Below are 21,128 nucleotides of genomic sequence, written 5' to 3'. Positions count from 1 at the left end.
CTTCTTCAAGAAGTCGGGGATCTAAAATAATAATATCAAAAAAAATTATCCCTAACTCAAAACACCGGCAGAAAAACCATCTTTATGAACCTTTCGTTATCAGTCCTGATAGAATCTGCAAAAGCGGGAAAACTCATCAGTTTCCCTACAGATACAGTTCCTGCATTAGCCACCATACCAGTACAAGCAGAATTAATTTATGCTGCGAAACAACGCAGTTTTGATAAACCTTTAATTTTAATGGCTGCCAAAGCTGAAGATTTATGGGATTATGTTCAAGGTAGCCAAAGAGAATATCAAACCTGGCAAAAAATTGTTAATCAATATTGGCCAGGTGCATTAACTTTAGTTTTACCAGCTAGTGACAAAATTCCCACTGTCATGAATCCTCTTGAACCGACCACTATTGGAATTCGCGTCCCCAATCATCCAGTTGCTCAAATTATTTTGGCACAAACTGGTCCAATGGCGACAACTAGCGCTAATTTATCAGGACAACCAGCTTTAGAAACCAAAGCAGCTATAGAAGCTCAATTTCCAGAGGTTTTAACATTAGAATCAACGGAATACCAAGGTTTGGGAATACCTTCCACCGTTGCTAAATGGACAGGGAAAAATTGGCAGATTTTACGACAAGGTAGTATTAAATTAGATAATTATGAATTTTAGTAACTGGCTATATTTAGGCGCGGGAATAGGATTAGGAATAGGTTTTTGTAGATTATTCCTTCAGCCTAGCAAATTTGCATCCATTCCCGTTAAAAATGCTCCACAACAGCAAGAAAACCCACTTTTGGCAGAATTAGAGCAAACCCAATTAGCCTACTATCAGGCGCGGGAGATGAGCCGATTTCAAGGGGGTTTTTTAGCTAGGATTGGTCATGAATTGCGATCGCCTTTAGGGAGTATAATGGGTTTACATCAACTGATTTTGGCCGATTTGTGTGAAAATCCCCAAGAAGAGCGAGAATTTGTCCAACAAGCTTACGAAAAATCTCTGAAATTATTAAAAATAATTGATGAAATTCTCGATGTTTCCAAAATTGAATCGGGTAGAAATAAATTAGATATTCAGGCTTTACAATTAAGTGAATTTCTCCAGGAAGTTTATGAACTAACTTATTTACTAGCGGTTAACCGCAATTATCCCTTTATTTTATCACCCTCAGATCCAGAAATTCAAATTTTGACAGATTACAATTGGCTTAAACAAGTATTAATAAATTTGATAGATACAACAGTTGCTAACATGGAAGAAGGGAATATACATCTTTCTAGCAACTTACAATCTCCAGGTAATTTTGCCAATATTTGGTTGGACGTACCCACTGATACAGTAATCACAAATGAATCTCTAGATTTGATGAAATCAGAACCTCAAACAACTCAGGAAAATATAGATTTGTCACCTGGAATGAAACTTTCACTCAATCAACGTTTGGTAGAATTGATGGGAGGAAAATTAGAAATTTTGCCTTTTCCCACCAACCAGGAAGCAACATCGCAGTTAACTAGGCTGCAAATATCCATGCCTATAGAGACTCTTGCAAACAAATCTCTTCACTGACAAAAGCCTCAAAATCAGATTGATGATCTAAAACCATTGTCGTGGTATTATTGACTCGAAAACCAATCTTTTCATAAAATTCCCGTTGGTGCGTTGTCATTAAGTATACACGCTCCACCTTCTGCATTCGGGGATGACTTAAAACCGTTTCCACCAACTTGCTACCCAAACCGTTACCTTGATAATCTGGATGAATGACAACATCCCAAATTGTAGCGCGATAGATGCCATCAGAGGTGGCTCTAGCAAAACCAATTAATAATTCCCTATCCCAGATAGAAATAACAGGTTCACTGTTAGCAAGAGCTATACCCCAATCCTTAATACTACGTCCTTTTGCCCAAAAAGCAGCCAGATTAAACAGTTCTTGGAGTTGGAAAAGATCAATATCCGCAAGGCTTTGGCTAAATTGAATCTGAGAATATTTCATCTATAGACACCATAATTATCGGAGTATCTTCGCTTCTGTTATGGCATATTTTCCTAGAAATTACTAACTTTGTATATGTATATGCAACATTCTAATTAGGGTTAGGATTCAATACAATACTGCTAAGATTATGCGGGTAGGGGTAAAGCAAAAGTTTAATGGTGTCAACTTAAGCCCTGGCGCATGGAGTTCACGGCTACACAAACAAAGTCAGCCTGCGCGGACTAAGGAAAAATCAAGGATTGAAACCCACGCAGGTGGGTTTTGCCTGTGTAGACGCGGTTTCTAACCGCCCGTTTTACCTATTCTCAATCGCCAAACACACCAGCAAAAAAGTCCAAAGTCTCCTTCAATGCTTTGATGAAAACATCAATTTCCTCACGGGTATTGTAAAAAGATAAACTTGCCCGTGCAGTTCCTGATAAACTTAAATAACGGTGTAATGGTTGAGTACAATGGTGTCCAGAACGAATTGCAATACCTTCTTGATCTAACAAAGTTGCTAAATCATTAGGGTGGACACCCTCTGCCGTAAAAGCTGCTAATGTGGCTCTCCCTTCCCCTTGAGCATTAGGTTTTGGTCCGTAGATTCTAATTTGGGGTATTCGCCCTAATTGCGCGAATAAATAGGCAGTTAATTCGGCTTCATAGGCATGGATTTTATCCATACCAATATTAGTAAGATAATCTATAGCGGCACCAAGGGCGATCGCTTCCCCAATAGCCGGAGTACCAGCTTCAAATTTGTGGGGTAATTCTGCGTAGGTAGAATGGTCTAAAAATACCTCTGCAATCATCTCACCACCACCGAAAAATGGCGGCATTGCTTCCAATAATTCCAGCTTACCATATAAAAAGCCAATGCCAGTGGGAGCGCACATTTTATGTCCAGAAGCCACCAACCAATCACAGTCAAGTGATTGAACATCAATGGGAGTATGGGGGACACTTTGACAAGCATCAAGTAAGAACTTCGCACCGTATCTGTGAGCAATTTCGGCGATTTCTTTAACTGGATTTATGCAACCCAAAGTATTAGAAATATGCACGATAGACACCAGTTTTGTTTTGTCAGAAATCAAGTTTTTAAACTGTTCCAAATCAAAAGTTTCTGCCGGTGTTAATTCGACAAACTTCAAAACCGCACCCGTTTTTTGAGCCACAAATTGCCAAGGAACAATATTACTATGGTGTTCCATAACCGAGAGAATAATTTCATCTCCTGGCTGTAAATTGTTCATTCCCCAACTGTAAGCGACTAGGTTTATAGCCTCAGTTGCATTGCGAGTGTAAACAATTTCTTGGCGGGATTTGGCATTAATGAATTTAGCAATTTTATCACGCGCACCCTCATAAGCATCAGTAGCCTTGCCGCTGAGAAAATGTGCGCCACGATGGACATTAGAATTATATTGTTCGTAATAATCACGCCAAGCATTTAATACAGCTAAAGGCTTCTGAGAAGTAGCCGCATTATCGAGATAAACCAGGGGTTTACCGTGAACTTCCTGATGTAAAATCGGGAAGTCAGCGCGAACTTTATCAGCGAGAGATTTGGTAGAAGTGATGACCATTTTGAATAAAGATTTCAGGAGTTTTTAGGTTTAATTACACCAGGCGATTGGAAATCGCAGCTACACAGGCGAAACCCATCTTCATGGGTTTAATTTATTAATTTGTCTTGAGTCCGCGAAGGCGGACTTTGTTTGTATAGCCGCGATTTCTAATCGCCTTTTCAATCGCCTACTTATTCGTGAGACTTGTAACAGTTTTCAACAAACTCTCACGTAAAGAAGCAACAGGAATAAAGTTAATAACTTCCATTGCGAAACCATTAACTAATAATTTCCGCGCATTATTTTCATCAATACCGCGACTTTGCAGATAGAATATTTGATCATCCTCTAACTGACTGACAGTAGCACCATGAGCGCATTTAACATTATCAGCAGTAATTTCTAATTGAGGTTTGGTATCAATTCTCGACTTAGATGATAACAGCAAATTGCGATTTAATTGAGAAGCGTTAGTTAACTGTGCCGGTTTAGGAACAAAAACCTTACCATTGAAGACACCATGAGCGCGATCGCCTATAATGCACTTGTGTAACTGTTTGCTCACACCATGTGGATGATTCAAAGATAAAGCACTGTGAGTATCAGCCAATTGATTATCACCAATCACAGTTAAACCATTCAGGGTCGTTTCCGTTTGTTCACCAGTTTGCAAAATCTCCAAATTGTGACGAGAGATTCTCCCCCCAACCGTCACCGCATTACAACTATAACGACTATATCGTGCCTGAGTAACAGCAGTTTTCCCCACATGAAAAGCCGCTGCACCTTCCCGAACAACCCTATTATGACTCACCTGAGCATTTTCATTTACCCAGATTTCCGTTACCCCATTAGTAAAATACACTTCCTTCTCTGTGTTCTCCGTGTCTCTGTGGTTCGTATATTCCTCAATCAAACCCACCTGAGAATTACTTTCAGCGACGACTAAAACACGAGGTTGGGAAATAGTCGCAGACTCACCAGAAACAGAAACAAAAAGTAAATGAATGGGAGTTTCCACCACCACATTTTTACCAACCCACACCACAGCGACATCATTTAAAGCCGCAGTATTTAAAGCCGTAAAAACTTCCCTTGTTCCCTCAGATTGCGCTAAATATTGCTGTGCAACCTCATCAGATAAAACATCCAAATTACCAACTTTCAAACCAGCAGGTAAATCTTCAGTATGAGATAAATCAGGTGAGTAAACACCATTAACAAATACTAATCGCTGAGAAACTTCAGATAAAATATCAGATTCTAAAGATATTTCCTGAAACATCCCCAACTTAAAATCTATCTGTTTCAAAGGTGATAAATCAGTAAATCGCCATTCTTCATCGCGGGTATTGGGAATAACAGAATGACGAACCCATTTAACAGCACCATCACGAAGTTGCTGCAAACAATCATCTTTTTCCGATCCAGTTACCTGATTTAACAACCCAGTTAAAAAAGCATCTCTGTCCAAAAAAGAATCAGAAATAGAACTGGGAGAAACTTCAATAGTCATGATTATACACCCACTCCTAAAGCTTCTTCCAACACCCAATCATAACCGCGAGATTCCAACTCAAGCGCCAACTCCTTACCACCACTTCTAATAATTTGTCCTCGCGCCATCACATGAACAAAATCAGGAACAATATAATCAAGAAGACGCTGATAATGAGTAATCATAATTGTCGCATTTTCAGCATTAGTTAACTGATTAACCCCATTAGCGACAATTTTCAGAGCATCAATATCCAAACCAGAATCAGTTTCATCCAAAATCGCTAACTTTGGTTCTAAAATCGCCATTTGCAGAATTTCATTCCGCTTCTTTTCCCCACCAGAAAAACCCTCATTCACACTGCGATTTAGAAAAGAAGAATTCATCTTCACAACTTCTAACTTTTCCTCAACCAAATCATCAAAATCGAAAGCGTCAACCTCTTCCAAACCTTGAGCTTTGCGACGAGAATTATAAGCAACTCGTAAAAAATCCAAATTGCTCACACCGGGAATTTCTAGAGGATATTGGAAAGCCAAAAATACACCACCTCTAGCTCTTTCCGCTGCTTCCATTTCCAAAAGATTTGCACCTTGGAAAACCACCTCACCACCAGTCACAGTATAAGCTGGATGTCCCGCTAACACCTTAGAAAAGGTACTCTTTCCAGAGCCATTTGGACCCATAATCGCGTGAATTTCACCAGCGCGAATATCCAAATTTAAACCCTTTAAAATTGGAGTTCCATCAACTTCCGCTTTCAAGTCCTTAACCGACAAAATCAAATCACTATTCTCAACAATCATCTTTTCTTCCTCTCTTCCTCTGCGTACTCTGCGTCTCTGCGGTTCGTTAAAAAAACTAACCAACACTACCTTCCAGCTTCAAACTCAACAACTTATCAGCTTCAACAGCAAACTCCATAGGAAGCTGATTAAAAACATCCTTACAGAAACCGCTAATCATCATTGAAATAGCATCTTCCGAAGAAATACCACGTTGAGCAAAAAAGAACAATTGATCTTCACCAATTTTAGAAGTAGAAGCCTCATGTTCGACCTTACCCGTATTATTCTGAACTTGAATATAAGGAAAAGTATTAGCTTGAGCATTATCCCCAATCAACATCGAATCACATTGAGAATAATTTCTCGCACCCTTAGCAGTAGGATTAATCTTCACCAAACCCCGGTAACTATTGCTAGATTTACCAGCAGAAATACCTTTAGAAATAATAGTACTGCGGGTATTTTTCCCCACGTGAATCATCTTACTTCCAGTATCAGCTTGCTGCTGATGATTTGTTAATGCAACGGAGTAAAATTCACCGACAGAATTATCACCAATCAAAACACAACTAGGATATTTCCAAGTAATAGCTGAACCGGTTTCTACTTGAGTCCAAGAAATCTTAGAATTGACACCTTGACACAAACCACGTTTAGTCACAAAGTTGTAAATTCCACCTTTACCATTTGCATCCCCAGCGTACCAGTTTTGCACAGTAGAATATTTAATTTCCGCATTATCTAAAGCTACCAATTCCACAACCGCAGCGTGTAATTGGTTGCTGTCGTACATTGGCGCTGTACAACCTTCTAAATAAGAAACATAACTTCCTTCTTCGGCGACAATTAAAGTCCGTTCAAATTGTCCAGTATCTCCGGTATTAATGCGGAAATAGGTAGACAATTCCATCGGACATTTTAAGCCCTTGGGAATATAGACGAAAGAGCCATCACTAAATACAGCCGCATTTAAAGCTGCGAAATAATTATCAGCAATGGGAACAACGCTACCCAAATATTTTTTAATCAGTTCTGGGTGTTCTTGTAAAGCTTCCGAAAAAGAACAGAAAATTACGCCATCTTTGGCAAGTTTTTCTTTATATGTAGTGGCGACAGAAACACTATCAAAAATCGCATCAACAGCAACATTACTTAATCGCTTTTGTTCATTTAAAGGAATACCTAATTTGGCAAAGGTTTCCAATAAAGTCGGATCAACCTCGTCTAAACTGTTGAGTTTGGCTTTCTTTTGTTTCGGTGCGGAATAATAAATAATATCCTGATAATTAATAGGCGGATATTGGACATGAGACCAAGTGGGTTCTGTCATTTTCAGCCATTGATGATAAGCGCGGAGACGATATTCCAGCATAAATTCCGGCTCATTCTTTTTGGCGGAAATCAGGCGAACAACATCTTCGCTTAACCCACGAGGGATAGTATCGGCTTCAATATCGGTAACAAAGCCGTACTTATAAGGTTGGTTGACTAAAGTGGTGACGGAGGCGCTCATCGGTTCTCTTGTTTTCTCTTTAAAGGACGGGCGACGGGCTGCAAAAAGCTAATTCCCGGTTTCTGTTACCAATTCCTAACAGGACTGCTAGAATAGGTTTAACGACTAAAACAATTCAGATGTTGTTTAATCTGTTTTCATTGTACGATAGATTAACAACAACAATGTTGTTTAAGTTAAATTTTCACAAAAAAAGTTTTTTATTTTGGGACGTTTGCGAAGCGTCTAGTAGAGAAGATGGCGACTACCCAGCAGACCTCAACTAAGCAGGATATCCTAGAATATCTATTGAAACACTCACAAGCAACGGCTGTGGAGTTGGCGAACTTTCTCGATGTCAGTCCCCAAGCGATTCGCCGTCATTTAAAGGATTTAGAGACGGAGGAGCTAGTTATATATTCGGTATCAGCACAGCCGAGTATGGGCAGACCGCAGCACGTTTATCACTTGAGTCGGGGCGGAAGATCACATTTGCAAAAAAGTGCTAACCGCTTAAATGATGGTTATGGCGAGTTTGCGGTTTCTCTCTTGGACACCTTGGCGGAAACTGTGGGACGTGACCAAGTAAAGTCTATTTTACGGAAACAGTGGGAACGCAAAGCTCAAGAATATCATGAACGGGTGGGTAATGGTTCTTTGCGGGAACGGGTTGCAACTTTGATAGAATTGCGAAAGGCTGAAGGTTTTATGGCGGAGTTTCACGCTGTGGAATCAGATGCTAGTGGTGCGGAAAGATTTATTTTTGTGGAACATACCTGCGCCATTTCTGATGTTGCAGAATCTTTTCCCAGCGTTTGTGGTCATGAATTGGAAATGTTTGCGGCTATTCTCCCAGATTGTACTGTGGAACGGACTCACTGGTTAATTCATGGTGAACATCGTTGTGGTTATTTAGTACAAAAAAGTTAAGTGGGGGTTAATTGTGTGCTTCTATCCCCACCCGGAAACCAATTTCCGGGCTAATAGCTAGTTTTTATTACCAATTACCTATTACTAATTACCCATTACCAGCCTCAACGAGATAACTAGCAACTTGAGTTAAATAAATTGTTACTTTACAAAACTATTAAAAATATATATAAATAAAAATTTCTATAGCTATAGACTAATACTTGCAGCGCCAATATAGGTTGCAGTCTTGATTTATCACAATTAGAGCAATTTGTACACATTCCATAGGAAGATGATATGTGACTAGAGTAGCACTAAATTAATTGAGTACGTTGTTAAGCACAGCAATTATGGAGGTTTGGTCATAGCACCAAACCTTTTTTTTCGCTTCTCAAATTCAGGAGTCAAGAGCATTGGTATTAGTGTTAAATTAACAAAAAAAACCATCCCGCAAGGAACTCAAGTTCCTTGCTAATAGCGCAAGTTGTCTTTCGATGACTGAACACTAGGAAAATCTATTCAGTAGGTTTACACAATAAAAGCGAAATAGTAAGTCTGGAAGGCAACAGATAAGCTATTTTTAATTTAAGTTATTGTTGTATATTAATACACTAATAAATACAGAGTATACAGAATATTTGTAATTATATTAAAGCTCATAAAGTCTTGACAAAACCCATAAATAATGTGTTAACATGGGAATGTTGACAAATATGCCGCCCAAAATACACATCAGTATACCAAATACATTAATTTAGATTAAAAGGATTATGGGATGCCGACTGAAAATTTTGTTAAGTGATGAAGAAAAATTAACTTTAGAAGAGTTGAGAAAAGCTAAGGATGTTCCTCAGCGGACAAAAGACCGCGCTCAAGTTCTACTGTTAAATGCTCGTGGATTAAATAACGAACAAATTGCTCAAGGTTTAAACTGGGCAGTTTCTACAGTCCGTCAGACCCTACATCGTTGGCAAAAGATGGGTTTAGCCGGATTATGGGATGCTCCAGGTCGAGGCGGAAAACCCCGCTATTCAGAAAATGATTTAGAGTACCTAGAAAACTGTCTAGTTGAAGAACCTCAGACTTATAACTCTAAACAACTAGCCAAAAAATTAGCATCTGAGCGACAAGTTTACTTGAGTCCGGACCGACTCCGCAGAGTTCTCAAAGCCAGAGGCAAGGTCATTAATACACGCAGAGGAGCAGAGGAGCAGGGGGCAGGGAGCAGGGAGCAGGGAGCAATGACCAATGACAACTGACAACTAAGTATTTATTTCTAATAAATAGGGTATTTTAATTACAAGAAAGAGGTGAAAAAGCAAAAAAATCCTGAAATCTATATAAATTAATAGTTTCATCTATCCACTTCGGGCGACAACACCTTAGAATGATTCATTGAAAAGTCAAGTCAATCGTATTTGCAGCGATTTTGAGTGTAAATACTCTCAAGGAACGATTTTTGTATTTCTACAAACAGAGATTTACGTAAAGATGCTTTAATGGTGCATTCTGAGAAATAATCTCTGATAAAACTTTAGGAGTTTGATATGAACAAGGGCGAATTAGTTGATGCAGTAGCTGAAAAGGCTAATGTTACCAAGAAACAGGCTGACCAAGTTTTGAGCGCTGCCATCGAAACTATTGTGGAAGCGGTTTCTTCCGGTGATAAAGTGACATTAGTGGGATTTGGTTCGTTTGAATCACGGGAACGCAAAGCCCGTGAAGGACGTAACCCCAAAACGAACGAAAAAATGGAAATTCCCGCTACCAGAGTTCCCGCTTTCTCTGCTGGAAAACTGTTTAGAGAAAGAGTAGCACCCCCAAAAGAGCCAAAAGAATAAGTTCGGTTATAAGAAGGATATTTTTGATGCCACAACAAGCACACGGGGGAAACTTGGCTTGGGCAGCAGCACTGGCTGGCTGTTCCCCTGATGCTATTGTGGATTTTTCTGCCAGTATCAGCCCGTTGGGACCACCAAATAGTGTGATTACGGCGATTGTGTCTCAACTAGGCAGTTTGAGGAATTATCCTGACCCAGAGTATGGTGAATTACGACTTGCTCTGAGTCATTTTCATCAATTACCTACTGAGTGGATTTTGCCGGGTAATGGTTCAGCAGAATTATTAACCTTGGTGGGTAGAGAATTAGCACAATTAGCAGCAACGGTTGTACTAACTCCAGCTTTTGGCGACTATTACCGCGCGCTTGCGGCTGATAATGCTAAAGTTCTGGAGTTTCCTGTGGATTTGTCCAGGGGGAAGGGGAATATGTCTCTGTTGCCAGATTTCGGATTGGAGACTTCAGGTTTTGGGTTATTGCTGAATAACCCCCATAATCCAACGGGAAAGTTATTTTTGCGGGAATCTGTTTTACCGTATTTGAAAAAGTTTGCTTTGGTGGTGGTAGATGAAGCGTTTATGGATTTTTTGCCACCGGCAGCGGAACAAAGTTTAATTGGGTTGGTGCAGGAATACGAGAATTTGGTGATTTTACGATCGCTCACCAAATTTTACAGTTTACCAGGGCTAAGATTAGGATATGCGATCGCTCACCCTCAACGTTTAGCTAAGTGGAAATCATGGCGAGATCCTTGGCCTGTAAATACTTTAGCAGCAGCCGCAGCGATCGCCGCCCTCCAAGATACAGAATTTCAAAATCTCACCTGGAAATGGCTGCCAGAGGCGAGAAATCAACTATTTCAAGGTCTAGCCTCAATTCCTGGTTTAACCCCCCTAAAAGGCTCTGTTAACTACCTATTGGTACAATCTCAAGGACCTACTTCCCAGTTACAACAAAATTTACTTCAGCAACACCAGATCTTAATTCGTGATTGTTTAAGCTTTAAGGAATTAGGCGATCGCTTTTTCCGCGTCGCAGTCCGTACAAAAGCTGATAATCAATGCCTATTAACAGCACTTGAAACAATTCAAAATCAATAGCAGGAGTTCAGGCGGTAGGGGCGCAGGGCCTGCGCCCATTCAGGAGTATGGCTAACGCTGCGCTATCAGGAGGAAGAAGGAAGAAGGGAGAAGGGAGAAGGAAGAATAAAATTACCTAATGACAAATGACAAATATTGATTACGACATCGTTGTTATTGGTGGCAGTATTACTGGATACCAAGCGGCTTTAAGTGCTACTCGGCTACACGCTAAAGTTGCCTTGATTATTAGCGCAGATTTTTCTCATAACTATAATTTGAATTATCAATACATACTTAGTGAAATTAGTCAAATTACTCAGAAATATTATAATTTAGCAAATCTAGGAATTTACGAAAAAAATATTCAATTAAATCCAGAATCTTTAAATTTAAACAAAGGATTGTTGTATGCAAATGCTGTTGCCAAAAATATTAATCAAATAAATTCAGCAGAGAATTTAGCTGCCCAAGGAGTTGATATTATTGTTGGCAATGGTCAATTTCAATCTGCTCCTCAATTAAGTTTTACAGTTAATGAAAGACGGTTATATAGTCGTACTTACTTACTCGCTAATGGTTCTCATCCATTAATTCCTAATATTTCAGGATTAGATACTATTAAATATCTAACTTTAGCTAATATTTGGCAATCTTTAGAAAAAACCACATTACCCGAAAATTGGGTGATAATTGGTGGTGTTCCTCAAAGTATAGAAATAGCCCAAGTTTTAGCCAGATGTGGTTGTCAAGTCACATTAATAGTCAAATATTCTAGCATTTTGCCTAGTCTTGATGCAGAAATAGCCAAATTACTAACAGCACAATTAGAAATTGATGGTGTACGGATTTTAACACAAACTCAAGTTACCCAAGTCCGACAAATAGATCATAAGAAATGGGTACAAGCTGGAAATCAAGCCATTGAAACCGATGAAATTTTCATTTGTGCTGGACAACAGCCAAATTTAGAGGATCTGAATTTACCAGCGGTAGGAGTGAAATGGCATCAACACCGCTTGGTTGTCAATGAAAAATTACAAACTACAAATCATCGAATTTACGCTTGTGGTGATGTGCTAGGTGGTTATGATATTCAGAGTATTGGTAATTATGAAGCTAATATTGCTGTCAAAAATGCCCTATTTTTTCCCAAACTAAAAGTTAATTATGAATTTGTTCCCTGGGGAATATATTCTCAGCCCAGGGTAGCACAAGTTGGTTTAACAGAAAAACAAGCTAAAAACCAATATTCTCAAAAGCAAGTTTTAGTTTTTAAGCAATATTTTAAAACAGCCACGGCGGCACAAATACAAGCAGAAATTACAGGTGTTTGTAAATTAGTAGTTTTGGAAAATGGAAAAATTCTGGGATGTTCTATATTGGGAATAGCAGCAGAAGAATTAATTAATTTAATTAGTTTAGCAATCTCACAAAATATGAAAATTCAGTATTTGGCTAAATTATCACCTATTTATCCCAGTTTTTCCGAAATTCTTATGGAAATAGCGCGAGAATGGCATAGACAGAGAATTAATCAGAACCATACTTTTTCAGAATTGCTACTAAGCTTCTTTAATTATCGTCGTGATTGGAATTTATAGTGGATTATGGTTGACTGTAGCAAGAATGATCAGCAATTCTCATTTTGAAAAAAATAACTCCTGGTTCGCCTATTTTAAATTGAGTTAGAAAAAACCTGAACGATTTAATAGGGGTTTTAGCCTGTAATTCAAATGTACTATGACGTAGGCGATAGCGAAGCGCTGCTGCAAGCAGTTCGCATAAAAATAGAGTTTTTAGCACCGAGGGTAGTTCAAGCTAAATTTCGGGAAATCGCTAAAACCATTACGAAACCTAGATTTTCTATTTTTTTGGCAATTTCTCGAACTCCAAAAAAAATGAGCGAACCGGGAGAAATAACCCACATTCCGCAGATACTAAAGCAAATTTAGGAATTAAAAATTTAGAGAAAGTAAAGCCTGAAAAGATTGCCGAGCAAAGATTTCAGGCTTTTATTTGTTAAAATAGTGTAATCAAATAGAGAGGGGGGAAACCATGAAAGAGTCAAAAAAAGCCATGGAAATCCTAAATATAGACCATTTAGGAATAGTAGCGAGAATAATAGACGAGATGGAATTAGTAGAAGAAGTGAATAAAATAGTTGGAATAAAAATAAAAGAAAACCTCACTCCAGGACAAGTAATAAAAGCAATGATCTTAAATGGATTGGGATTTTTAAGCGCCCCATTATACCTATTTGAGGAATTTTTTGTAGGAAAACCAACAGAACATTTAATAGGAGAAGGAGTATTACCATCACATTTAAACGATGACAAACTAGGAAGAGAACTAGACAAATATCATCAAATAGGAACAACAAAAATATTTACAGCAGTAGCCATAAAAGCAGCCCATAAATTCCAAGTAGAAATGGAAAGCATTCATTTAGATGGGACATCAATGAGCGTAGAAGGAGAGTACAAAAAAGAAATCGAAGAAATAGACGAAACAAGGCAAGAAATAGGAGAGAACAAATTAGAAAGAGAACCGGAGATGAAAGCAATAGAAATAGTTCATGGATATTCAAGAGATAAAAGACCAGACCTCAAACAATTTATCATAGACATGATAGTAACAGGAGATGGATATATCCCATTATATTTAAAAGTAGACTCAGGAAACGTAGATGATAAAAGTGGATTCGTAAAAAGATTAAAAGAATTTAAAAAACAATGGACATTTGAGGGCATAAGTGTAGCAGATAGTGCCTTATATACATTTTTGAAAGACCCCTTGTTACATCCAGTGTATTTGTCAAAACTCCTGAAAGAGTAGAAGCAATAGCAATGATTATGGGATTGTGTTTGTTAGTCTATAATCTTGCACAAAGAAAGTTAAGGCAAGAATTAGCTAAATTCGATGACGGGATTAGAAATCAAGTCAATAAAATCACAAATAAACCGACAATGAGGTGGGTATTTCAGATGTTTCAAGCTGTACATTTGGTAATCATAAATGGACAAAAACAAATGAGCAATTTTACAGAGGAACGTGAAAAGATTGTCAGGTATTTAGGAAAGAGTTGTAGTAAATATTATCTAATTATTTGATGTGGTTTATTTGAACAAAAAGATGTAGATAGTTCAAGGGTAAAATTAGTAAATAGAAATTTTTGGCGAGGATGTAAATATTCTTGGCTGTAATTGTCATGTTTATTTTACCCGAAATTACTAATTCAATATAGAGGGAGAATATATTTTAAAACCTCGTAAAATGAAGTTACTTAATATGTTCTATTTTTTGGCAAATAAAGTTAAACTCAACCAGAAAAATTAGGTAGATAAAATTTTGCTGGCTGGAATTTTTCAAAAATCCCAATAATCTAAGTCACATCTGCGGAATGTGGGGTATTGAATGACTAATGACTAATTACCTATTCTTCCGTTGTCCTTTTTCTGATAAAGAAACACTACCAATTCCTTGTAAAATACCTCGACCAACTAAACCTAAACCTCTACCAACTACTTGAGTAAGAACGAAAACAATTCCAGTTCCTAAAAACCCTACCAATGATTGGATACGTGGAGAAATAGCATCCCGAAATTCCAGTATTAATGTTACCCCTAAAGGAATACCGGAAAGTTGAGCTAATTCTTGATTTCGAGGGGCATAAATTGATGTTTTCCTAATTCCTCGCGGGGAAAAAATAAAGAACTCATAGCGACTTTCAAAAATAGTTTGTGCTTCAGTTATATATTGATATAATTGATATTTCCAAGACAAATTATTTCTGAATTTCTCAATTTCCCTAGTAGAAATCATTTGCCAATTATAAAAATTTTGTTTAATACTTTCCTCGTCTGCTAAGTTATTTAGTAATGGTTGAATTACAGCATTAGCTATATGAATCAATAAATTTTCTAAAATTAATAATGCTTGAGATTGAGATTCTTTAGTTCCTGCTGGGTAAGAAACATTATCAATACATAAATCTGTTAGTAGCAGCAAATAAGACAATAACTCAAATAATAACGGCACTTTATTAATAATTTCTGTTTGCAAATCTGTAGTTTTATCTAATAAAAAATTGACTAAATTTATTTCTTGTTTATCTAAAATAATCCGATAATAATTACCAAAAAATTCCGTAATAGCAAATTTCCATAAATCTAGATAAATCTGATTTTGTAAATTAAATAGCTGATTTTCATCGAAATTAAAAGTATGTATTTCTTCCACCTGAGTAAAAAATTTCCTCAGAATAATATAAAGCAACTCTCGCTTTTTATTTTCTCGGAGAATATCAATTTCTAAGGGTGTATTAGTGAGATTTTCTAAAGAAAATTGCAATTTATTTAAACATAAAGTCAATAATTCAGATTGCAGTTGTCGAGAACTAACTATAGGTGGTATGTTAACTGATGGTAGTAGTTCCAAATCAGATTTAATAATATTATCCTGGTTTTGAATATTTAGGGATAGTAATTGGTTTTTTCGTGGTAGTTTTTGTCTTTCTTGTGGTATCGTCAATAAGTGATTAACAACCCAACGAGCGGCTAAAAGTTCCCGTCGTTGTCCTGCTAAAATTGCCTTATCTAATAAGGGTATTCCTGGTGTTTTTAATTTCTCTGTAACTAGATTAATGGCTTGATTAATATTATCAATTCCTGAATTTTGTAAATTATTTCGTAACTTAGCAAATGGCAAAGGAGAATTAATCATTACTGGTTCTGTGAACCAATAATAACCACCATTAGCTACTTCTTGAAGAATGGGGACTAATTGAGAAATTGATATCCCTTTAGGACAATAACCATTTATTCCTATTGCTTTGGCCGCAATGAGCATTTCTGGTTGGGATTTTGAACTTAAAAGTAATATAGGTATATGGGGATACAAGGATTTTAGTTGTTTACAGAACTGCAAACCCAATTGTTCATTCTCTAATTCTAGAATGATTAATTTGATTTGCTGAGAATTTACTTCCGCTAAAACCTGTAAAGCTGCTGTATCTGTGGCAACATCTGCTATGACTTGTAAATTAGGAATAGCTTCGAGTGTTACCTTTAGTCCTAAACGGAAAATTGGATCTGGGTCAATTAATAAGAATTGTAATAGGCGATCGCTCATTTTCACAAAAGATTTGATTCCTGATTTTTAGGCTAGTTTAAATTCTCAATTTCTAATCATTCATTTTGTCACGATAACCATAAAAGTTAATAGTATATTCAGAAATCTTAATCCCCGTTTGCGCTTCTACTTGACGTAACAAATCTTCAGGTAGTTCTATCTGCACATCTAAAATCTGATTTGTATCTATACAGTTAACATGACTATGGGAATCACTATTATTTCCATATAATCGTCCATCACCATGTTCAATACACTCTATAATGCTCTGGCTAGATAAAGCTTCTAAATTTTGATATACTGAGGTATGTCCAATCTCTTTACCTTCTTGATTGAGTCGATCATAAATCTCCCTAGCAGAAAGATGCTCTTTTGCTCGCCAAAGCAACTCCAGTATAAAGCGTCGCTGACGACTGATACGCATTCCCAACATTTGACACCTATCCAAAGCATCTTCTAAGGAACGAATAGGTTTAAGACAACTTCCTTGCTTGTACATATTTTAGGTTGTGAATTCTAGAAATTGGAAATCAATTCAAAATACCCTCACGACAGGACTCACTCCCGCAAAATTAAAGAACACTTTGCCTTTTGCCTGTTTACTCATTTATAATATTCTGAATCTAAAACAAACTCATAACAACTTTATCTTAAAATTCCTCCCAATGTCTACCTCAAGTGGTTAAAAAACTGTTACTGTGAATTGTCAACACTGTTGAGTAAGTATCTATCAGTCCATGACAATCACAATCACCCTCAACAACGATTCTATTTATAGTTTAGATGTATCACCTGCCTTAATGGTGATTGAACCACTACTGCAAGCCGGAAGTATTTCCTCCTATGAACAGCAACTACGTCTAGAAATTAATTATGAACGGGAAGAAAATGATCCACGGGAGTTATCGGAAATTCCCGAGGTAAGACTGTGGTTTGTGCGTCTTGATGCTAAATATCCCTGGTTGCCATTTTTACTAGACTGGAAAGCTGGAGAATTATCTAGATATGCAGCAATGTTAGTACCTCATCAGTTTAGTTCTAAAGAAGGTATCCAGTACAACCCCGAAGCCTTAGAAATATTTTTGATGCACAAAATCTTTATTTTAAGTGATTGGTTGTACAAACAAGATATTGTGAGTCCATCTCGACTCAAATCCTTAGCGCAAATTCTGGGCTATGAATTAGATGATGCTTTCTTTGAAATGATTGAAAAAACTAATTAATTGCAAAGGGAACAGGTGACAGGTGACAGGTGACAGGGAAAAAATTTCCTCCTGACTCCTGCTAGTTGATTTTGAATCTAAAATCCAAAATTGATCATAGCTAACTTCCCCAAATTTTTTCTAAGACTATTTGGGGTGTAATATCCACTAGTTTTCCAGTGGGTGAGGTAATAGTTAAGACTTTTTCACTTGTGGGTAATAATTTTTTTTCTGAATCCGTAGAATTAAGCAAAGCTATTGTATATGTTTCTACTGCTATGCTCAATTGCAGAAGACTATTTTCTACAGACAACATTAAACTAGCGCCACCAATAATGGCTGTTAGTTTGCCAATATCATCGGGGGAAGTAACTTTAATATTGTGACAATGTTCTAAAATTGAAAGCACAAACGACTCATTATCAGCTTCTTTAATGACAACAACAGGTAAATCTGGTTGTTTTTCTTGGCAAGCTACAATGATTTTTTGCCAACTTTCTACAGGGTAGGTTGTATCTAAATCAGTTCCACCAGCATTGATGAGAATAAAACCTGTTTTGCTTACGCCTAAACGGTTTTGTTCTCTTTGCGCCCATTCGATGTCTACTTTAGGCACATTTACTGATAGTGGAGGACAAGGAGTATTAATCTTTAAAGGTTTGAGTAGGTCATGGTACACTTTTGCCACATATTGGGATAGGTTGGGTGTAATGGGATTAGTGAAAAAAACCGCACCTTGTCCTTGGTAGCCAATGCGTGTAGGTATTCCTGTTAACCACATTAGCAAGCCTACTAACCAACTTTGTCCGACAATAATAGCGACATCATACTCACGATCGCGGATCATGCCAACTAAGTTACCCCAATCAGCCAAACTATTCCGATCTTTGTAGTCAAAAGTTAATACATCATGAACTGACTTGCTGACTTGGTAAGCAGCCTTTGACTGGGGTTCGACAATGACATCTATCTGCGCGTCGGGATAATAACGCTTAAGATCATCAAGAGTGGCAAAAAAAAGAATTTGGTTATCAATTGAACCAGGTACAAGGGCTACTACACGCATAATATTTATTAACGTTTATTGTTTTATATTTTAGGAGAATATAGGAATTCAGAAGTTCGGAAGTTCAAAATTTAATCAGTCAAGGATTTAGGACTCAAAAGGTTTTGAATTTATTTTATTTATCCTCTATTTGAAAATTAAGGAAAAGTTGTGCATTTACTAATTCCCGCCGCTGGTAGTGGCAAAAGAATGGGCGCTGCTCGTAATAAACTTTTATTACAGGTACGCTCAAAACCCTTGATTGCTTGGACTTTGCTGGCGACAGAAGCCGCAAGTTCTATTAGTTGGATAGGAATTGTTTCTCAACCTCAAGATTGGGACGAGTTCAAGTCTATTATCGCTGACTTAAAGCTGAAAAAAACAATAGAATTAATTTCTGGTGGTTCTACCCGTCAAGAGTCAGTTTATAATGGTTTACAGGCATTGCCAAGTAACGCTGGACAGGTATTAATCCATGATGGCGCTCGTTGTTTGGTAACACCAGATTTATTTAACGCTTGTTCTGAAGCAATTCTTGATTGTTCTGGCTTAATTGCGGCTGTACCTGTTAAAGATACCATTAAGGTTGTTGATGACAATGGCATAATTAGAAGTACACCGGAACGTAAACAACTTTGGGCGGCTCAAACCCCTCAAGGGTTCGATGTCAAATTGTTAAAACAGTGCCATGCTGAAGGTGTCCGTCAAGGCTGGGAAGTGACTGATGATGCGGCTTTGTTGGAAAAATGCGGTATTGAGGTGAGGATAGTTTCCGGGGAAGAGACTAATTTAAAAATTACCACTCCTCAAGATTTAGCGATCGCCGAATTTATACTTAGTTATAGAGAATAGCTAATAACAACTGACAACTGACAACTGACTAATGCCCAAAAATATACCTATAGCCGGCAAAATAGAAGCGATTCTTTATTTAAAGGGTAAACCCTTATCTCTAAGTGAAATTGCTGAATATGCGAAATGCGAGCGCCTGACGGCAGAAGAAGGAATTATCGAACTAATTGAGAATTATTCCCGGCGAGATACAGCTTTAGAAGTCGTAGAAACTGAACATGGTTATAGTTTACAACTGCGGTCAGAATTTCATGATTTAGTACAAGCTATCATACCAGTAGAATTGGGAGTTGGGGCATTACGGACATTAGCCGCGATCGCCCTCCATAATCCCATATTGCAAAGCGAATTGATTAATTTACGGGGTTCGGGAGCTTATCAGCACGTTCAAGAATTAGTAGAATCCGGTTTTGTCCGCAAACGCCGAGAAAGTGATTCTCGTTCCTTTTCCCTGCAAATAACCCCCAAATTTCATCAATATTTTCAAATCGAACAACTACCCCAAATTTTGGCAATTCCCGACAAAGAACAGCAACTAGAACTAGAGTTACAAGGATTAGAGGCAGAGGAGGAAACAAGTGAAAATTAAAAACCTATTCTCTATTCCCTATTTCCTTTTCTCTGTAGAAAATACGCTACCCTATGAATATGGTTTAGAGTAGAATCAGCAGTTAAGCTAATATAAATCGCCAATGGTGTTTGATCCTGACTTTTTGCAAGACGACTCTGAGCAACACCCTAATCAACTTCTGAATGATCGCTTTGGGGACAACCCAAACCAGTTACTAAAATATTTACAGCATCAATCTCCTGAAGTTTTAGCCCGTGTCGCCCAAGCTGTCAGCCCCGAAATTAAACAAATCATTTCCCAGAATGTCCAAGGACTCGTGGGAGTGATACCGACAGAACATTTTAATGTGCAAATTACAACAGACCGGGAAAATTTAGCGGGACTACTGGCATCGGCAATGATGACGGGCTATTTTCTCCGCCAAATGGAACAGAGGATGCAATTGGAACATTTATCCAATCAATAGGAGTCAGGAGTCGGGAGTCAGGAGTTCATCAAGAACAAAAAAAACAAAGAACAAAAAGAAAATGTCTTCCCCTCTCCAACTCCCCCTGTTCCCTGTTCCCTGTTCCCTGCTATTGAGGATAATTTCCTCAACGAACTTTAAAGACTTGAGTTTTCCCATGACGGTTGACTTCTGTGTAGCGCTGATCATGCCAATAAGCTGTTGTGCATTTAGTTTGTATAATTCTAGCGGGCAAGATGCCCGCACCACAAAGTTCAAGTAAATTATGGTTATCAAATTTAGCTGCGTAACAGCTTAGTGACAGTATTATCTAAACCTAACAGATTACCAATAGCGATCGCCCATTGTCCACCTGAGTTCGACATAAGATAGTTTTTGGAAAACTGCCCCAAATATGAGTCTCAAACCCTGATGATCTCGTTGAAAAAATCATAACTCTGTTCGCGTAGCGTCTCCGAAGGAGAAACTCCTAACACCGAACTCAGGTATTGTCCAGGAATTAAATTTTGTGAATTACCTAACTTGACTATCGGCAACTTATGGGCGAAAATTTTGACTGCGGCTATATCTGTCACCGGATCAACCCCTACCACCTTCCCCTCAAAACTCCGCCCATCTTTGAGGGTAACTGGAACCGTGTCTGCATCTGCCACTACATGGATAGATGAAAGCTTATCTCTTGAGGTAATCAAGCAA

At 37.9% G+C, this 21,128-nt stretch carries 20 protein-coding genes and 2 pseudogenes; 13 read left to right on the top strand and 9 right to left on the bottom strand.

Going from position 1 to position 21,128, the window contains the following annotated elements; genetic code table 11:
* Window positions 1-84 precede the first annotated feature (84 nt).
* Both IQ226_RS03420 and IQ226_RS03415 read left to right on the top strand, forming a co-directional pair.
* Window positions 85-669 (top strand): L-threonylcarbamoyladenylate synthase, encoded by a 585-nt coding sequence (locus IQ226_RS03420; protein WP_193892141.1) that lies wholly within the window; start codon window positions 85-87, stop codon window positions 667-669.
* Window positions 659-1,567: a sensor histidine kinase KdpD gene (locus tag IQ226_RS03415; protein ID WP_193892138.1), complete on the top strand. Its 909-nt coding sequence runs from the start codon at window positions 659-661 to the stop codon at window positions 1,565-1,567. Before IQ226_RS03420 ends, IQ226_RS03415 begins: the two co-directional genes overlap by 11 nt.
* Here the strand turns inward: IQ226_RS03415 and IQ226_RS03410 are convergent.
* The 5 genes from IQ226_RS03410 to sufB all read right to left on the bottom strand — a co-directional run bounded on the left by IQ226_RS03410 (window position 1,533) and on the right by sufB (window position 7,352).
* A complete protein-coding gene (locus tag IQ226_RS03410) occupies window positions 1,533-1,997 on the bottom strand; it encodes a GNAT family N-acetyltransferase (protein WP_193892135.1) in 465 nt (154 codons plus the stop codon). The two genes, IQ226_RS03415 and IQ226_RS03410, sit on opposite strands and share 35 nt — an antisense overlap.
* 308 nt (window positions 1,998-2,305) lie before the next feature.
* Window positions 2,306-3,571 (bottom strand): cysteine desulfurase, encoded by a 1,266-nt coding sequence (locus IQ226_RS03405; RefSeq protein WP_193892132.1) that lies wholly within the window; start codon window positions 3,569-3,571, stop codon window positions 2,306-2,308.
* Window positions 3,572-3,740: 169 nt separating this feature from the next.
* Window positions 3,741-5,069: a Fe-S cluster assembly protein SufD gene (gene sufD / locus IQ226_RS03400; protein WP_193892129.1), complete on the bottom strand. Its 1,329-nt coding sequence runs from the start codon at window positions 5,067-5,069 to the stop codon at window positions 3,741-3,743.
* 2 nt (window positions 5,070-5,071) lie between these two features.
* Window positions 5,072-5,857, bottom strand: coding sequence for a Fe-S cluster assembly ATPase SufC (gene sufC / locus IQ226_RS03395; RefSeq protein ID WP_193892126.1), 786 nt, complete (start codon window positions 5,855-5,857; stop codon window positions 5,072-5,074).
* 55 nt (window positions 5,858-5,912) lie between these two features.
* Window positions 5,913-7,352 carry a Fe-S cluster assembly protein SufB gene (gene sufB, locus IQ226_RS03390; RefSeq protein ID WP_193892123.1) on the bottom strand — a complete coding sequence of 480 codons (1,440 nt, stop codon included), beginning with the start codon at window positions 7,350-7,352 and terminating at the stop codon, window positions 5,913-5,915.
* Window positions 7,353-7,589: 237 nt separating this feature from the next.
* Between sufB and sufR the strand changes: the two genes are divergently transcribed.
* The 7 genes and pseudogenes from sufR (at window position 7,590) to IQ226_RS03355 (ending at window position 14,276) form a co-directional block, all read left to right on the top strand.
* Complete coding sequence (gene sufR / locus IQ226_RS03385) at window positions 7,590-8,261, top strand: iron-sulfur cluster biosynthesis transcriptional regulator SufR (protein ID WP_193892121.1); 672 nt, start codon at window positions 7,590-7,592, stop codon at window positions 8,259-8,261.
* Between the two features lie 752 nt (window positions 8,262-9,013).
* Window positions 9,014-9,502 carry a helix-turn-helix domain-containing protein gene (locus tag IQ226_RS03380; RefSeq protein ID WP_193892118.1) on the top strand — a complete coding sequence of 163 codons (489 nt, stop codon included), beginning with the start codon at window positions 9,014-9,016 and terminating at the stop codon, window positions 9,500-9,502.
* A 288-nt stretch (window positions 9,503-9,790) separates the two neighbouring features.
* Window positions 9,791-10,084, top strand: coding sequence for an HU family DNA-binding protein (locus IQ226_RS03375; RefSeq protein WP_027401744.1), 294 nt, complete (start codon window positions 9,791-9,793; stop codon window positions 10,082-10,084).
* A gap of 26 nt (window positions 10,085-10,110) precedes the next feature.
* The gene (gene cobD / locus IQ226_RS03370; RefSeq protein ID WP_193892115.1) at window positions 10,111-11,184 is read left to right on the top strand and encodes a threonine-phosphate decarboxylase CobD; all 1,074 of its coding nucleotides are present in this window, start codon (window positions 10,111-10,113) and stop codon (window positions 11,182-11,184) included.
* A gap of 125 nt (window positions 11,185-11,309) precedes the next feature.
* Window positions 11,310-12,767: an NAD(P)/FAD-dependent oxidoreductase gene (locus IQ226_RS03365; protein WP_193892112.1), complete on the top strand. Its 1,458-nt coding sequence runs from the start codon at window positions 11,310-11,312 to the stop codon at window positions 12,765-12,767.
* Between the two features lie 132 nt (window positions 12,768-12,899).
* Window positions 12,900-13,118 carry a hypothetical protein gene (locus tag IQ226_RS03360; RefSeq protein ID WP_193892110.1) on the top strand — a complete coding sequence of 73 codons (219 nt, stop codon included), beginning with the start codon at window positions 12,900-12,902 and terminating at the stop codon, window positions 13,116-13,118.
* A gap of 103 nt (window positions 13,119-13,221) precedes the next feature.
* A pseudogene (locus IQ226_RS03355) lies at window positions 13,222-14,276 on the top strand (IS1634 family transposase).
* 319 nt (window positions 14,277-14,595) lie between these two features.
* On the opposite strand, the gene IQ226_RS03350 reads toward IQ226_RS03355, so the two are convergent.
* Entirely contained in the window at window positions 14,596-16,296 is a 1,701-nt protein-coding gene (locus IQ226_RS03350) for a DUF3685 domain-containing protein (protein WP_193892108.1), read from the bottom strand.
* A gap of 52 nt (window positions 16,297-16,348) precedes the next feature.
* Window positions 16,349-16,795: a Fur family transcriptional regulator gene (locus IQ226_RS03345; protein ID WP_193892106.1), complete on the bottom strand. Its 447-nt coding sequence runs from the start codon at window positions 16,793-16,795 to the stop codon at window positions 16,349-16,351.
* A gap of 238 nt (window positions 16,796-17,033) precedes the next feature.
* On the opposite strand from IQ226_RS03345, the gene IQ226_RS03340 reads away from it, so the two are divergent.
* Entirely contained in the window at window positions 17,034-17,519 is a 486-nt protein-coding gene (locus IQ226_RS03340) for a CRR6 family NdhI maturation factor (RefSeq protein ID WP_193892104.1), read from the top strand.
* 100 nt (window positions 17,520-17,619) lie between these two features.
* Here the strand turns inward: IQ226_RS03340 and IQ226_RS03335 are convergent, their stop codons facing one another.
* The gene (locus IQ226_RS03335; RefSeq protein ID WP_193892101.1) at window positions 17,620-18,564 is read right to left on the bottom strand and encodes a glycosyltransferase family 9 protein; all 945 of its coding nucleotides are present in this window, start codon (window positions 18,562-18,564) and stop codon (window positions 17,620-17,622) included.
* 150 nt (window positions 18,565-18,714) lie between these two features.
* Between IQ226_RS03335 and ispD the strand changes: the two genes are divergently transcribed.
* The 3 genes from ispD (at window position 18,715) to IQ226_RS03320 (ending at window position 20,432) form a co-directional block, all read left to right on the top strand.
* Window positions 18,715-19,395, top strand: a complete 681-nt coding sequence (gene ispD / locus IQ226_RS03330; protein WP_193892099.1) for a 2-C-methyl-D-erythritol 4-phosphate cytidylyltransferase — start codon at window positions 18,715-18,717, stop codon at window positions 19,393-19,395.
* Between the two features lie 31 nt (window positions 19,396-19,426).
* Window positions 19,427-19,984: an SMC-Scp complex subunit ScpB gene (gene scpB, locus IQ226_RS03325; protein ID WP_193892097.1), complete on the top strand. Its 558-nt coding sequence runs from the start codon at window positions 19,427-19,429 to the stop codon at window positions 19,982-19,984.
* Between the two features lie 103 nt (window positions 19,985-20,087).
* Window positions 20,088-20,432, top strand: coding sequence for a DUF760 domain-containing protein (locus IQ226_RS03320; protein WP_096667135.1), 345 nt, complete (start codon window positions 20,088-20,090; stop codon window positions 20,430-20,432).
* Between the two features lie 446 nt (window positions 20,433-20,878).
* Here the strand turns inward: IQ226_RS03320 and IQ226_RS25825 are convergent.
* Window positions 20,879-21,103: pseudogene (locus IQ226_RS25825) on the bottom strand (trypsin-like peptidase domain-containing protein); the annotation flags it as partial.
* Window positions 21,104-21,128: the final 25 nt, after the last annotated feature.

The sequence above is a fragment of the Dolichospermum sp. LEGE 00240 genome, assembly GCF_015207875.1.
In the GTDB taxonomy this organism is placed as follows: Bacteria; Cyanobacteriota; Cyanobacteriia; order Cyanobacteriales; family Nostocaceae; genus Dolichospermum; species Dolichospermum gracile.
Note: the sequence above shows the minus strand (reverse complement) of the source record. Positions and strands in the feature narration are given on the sequence as shown.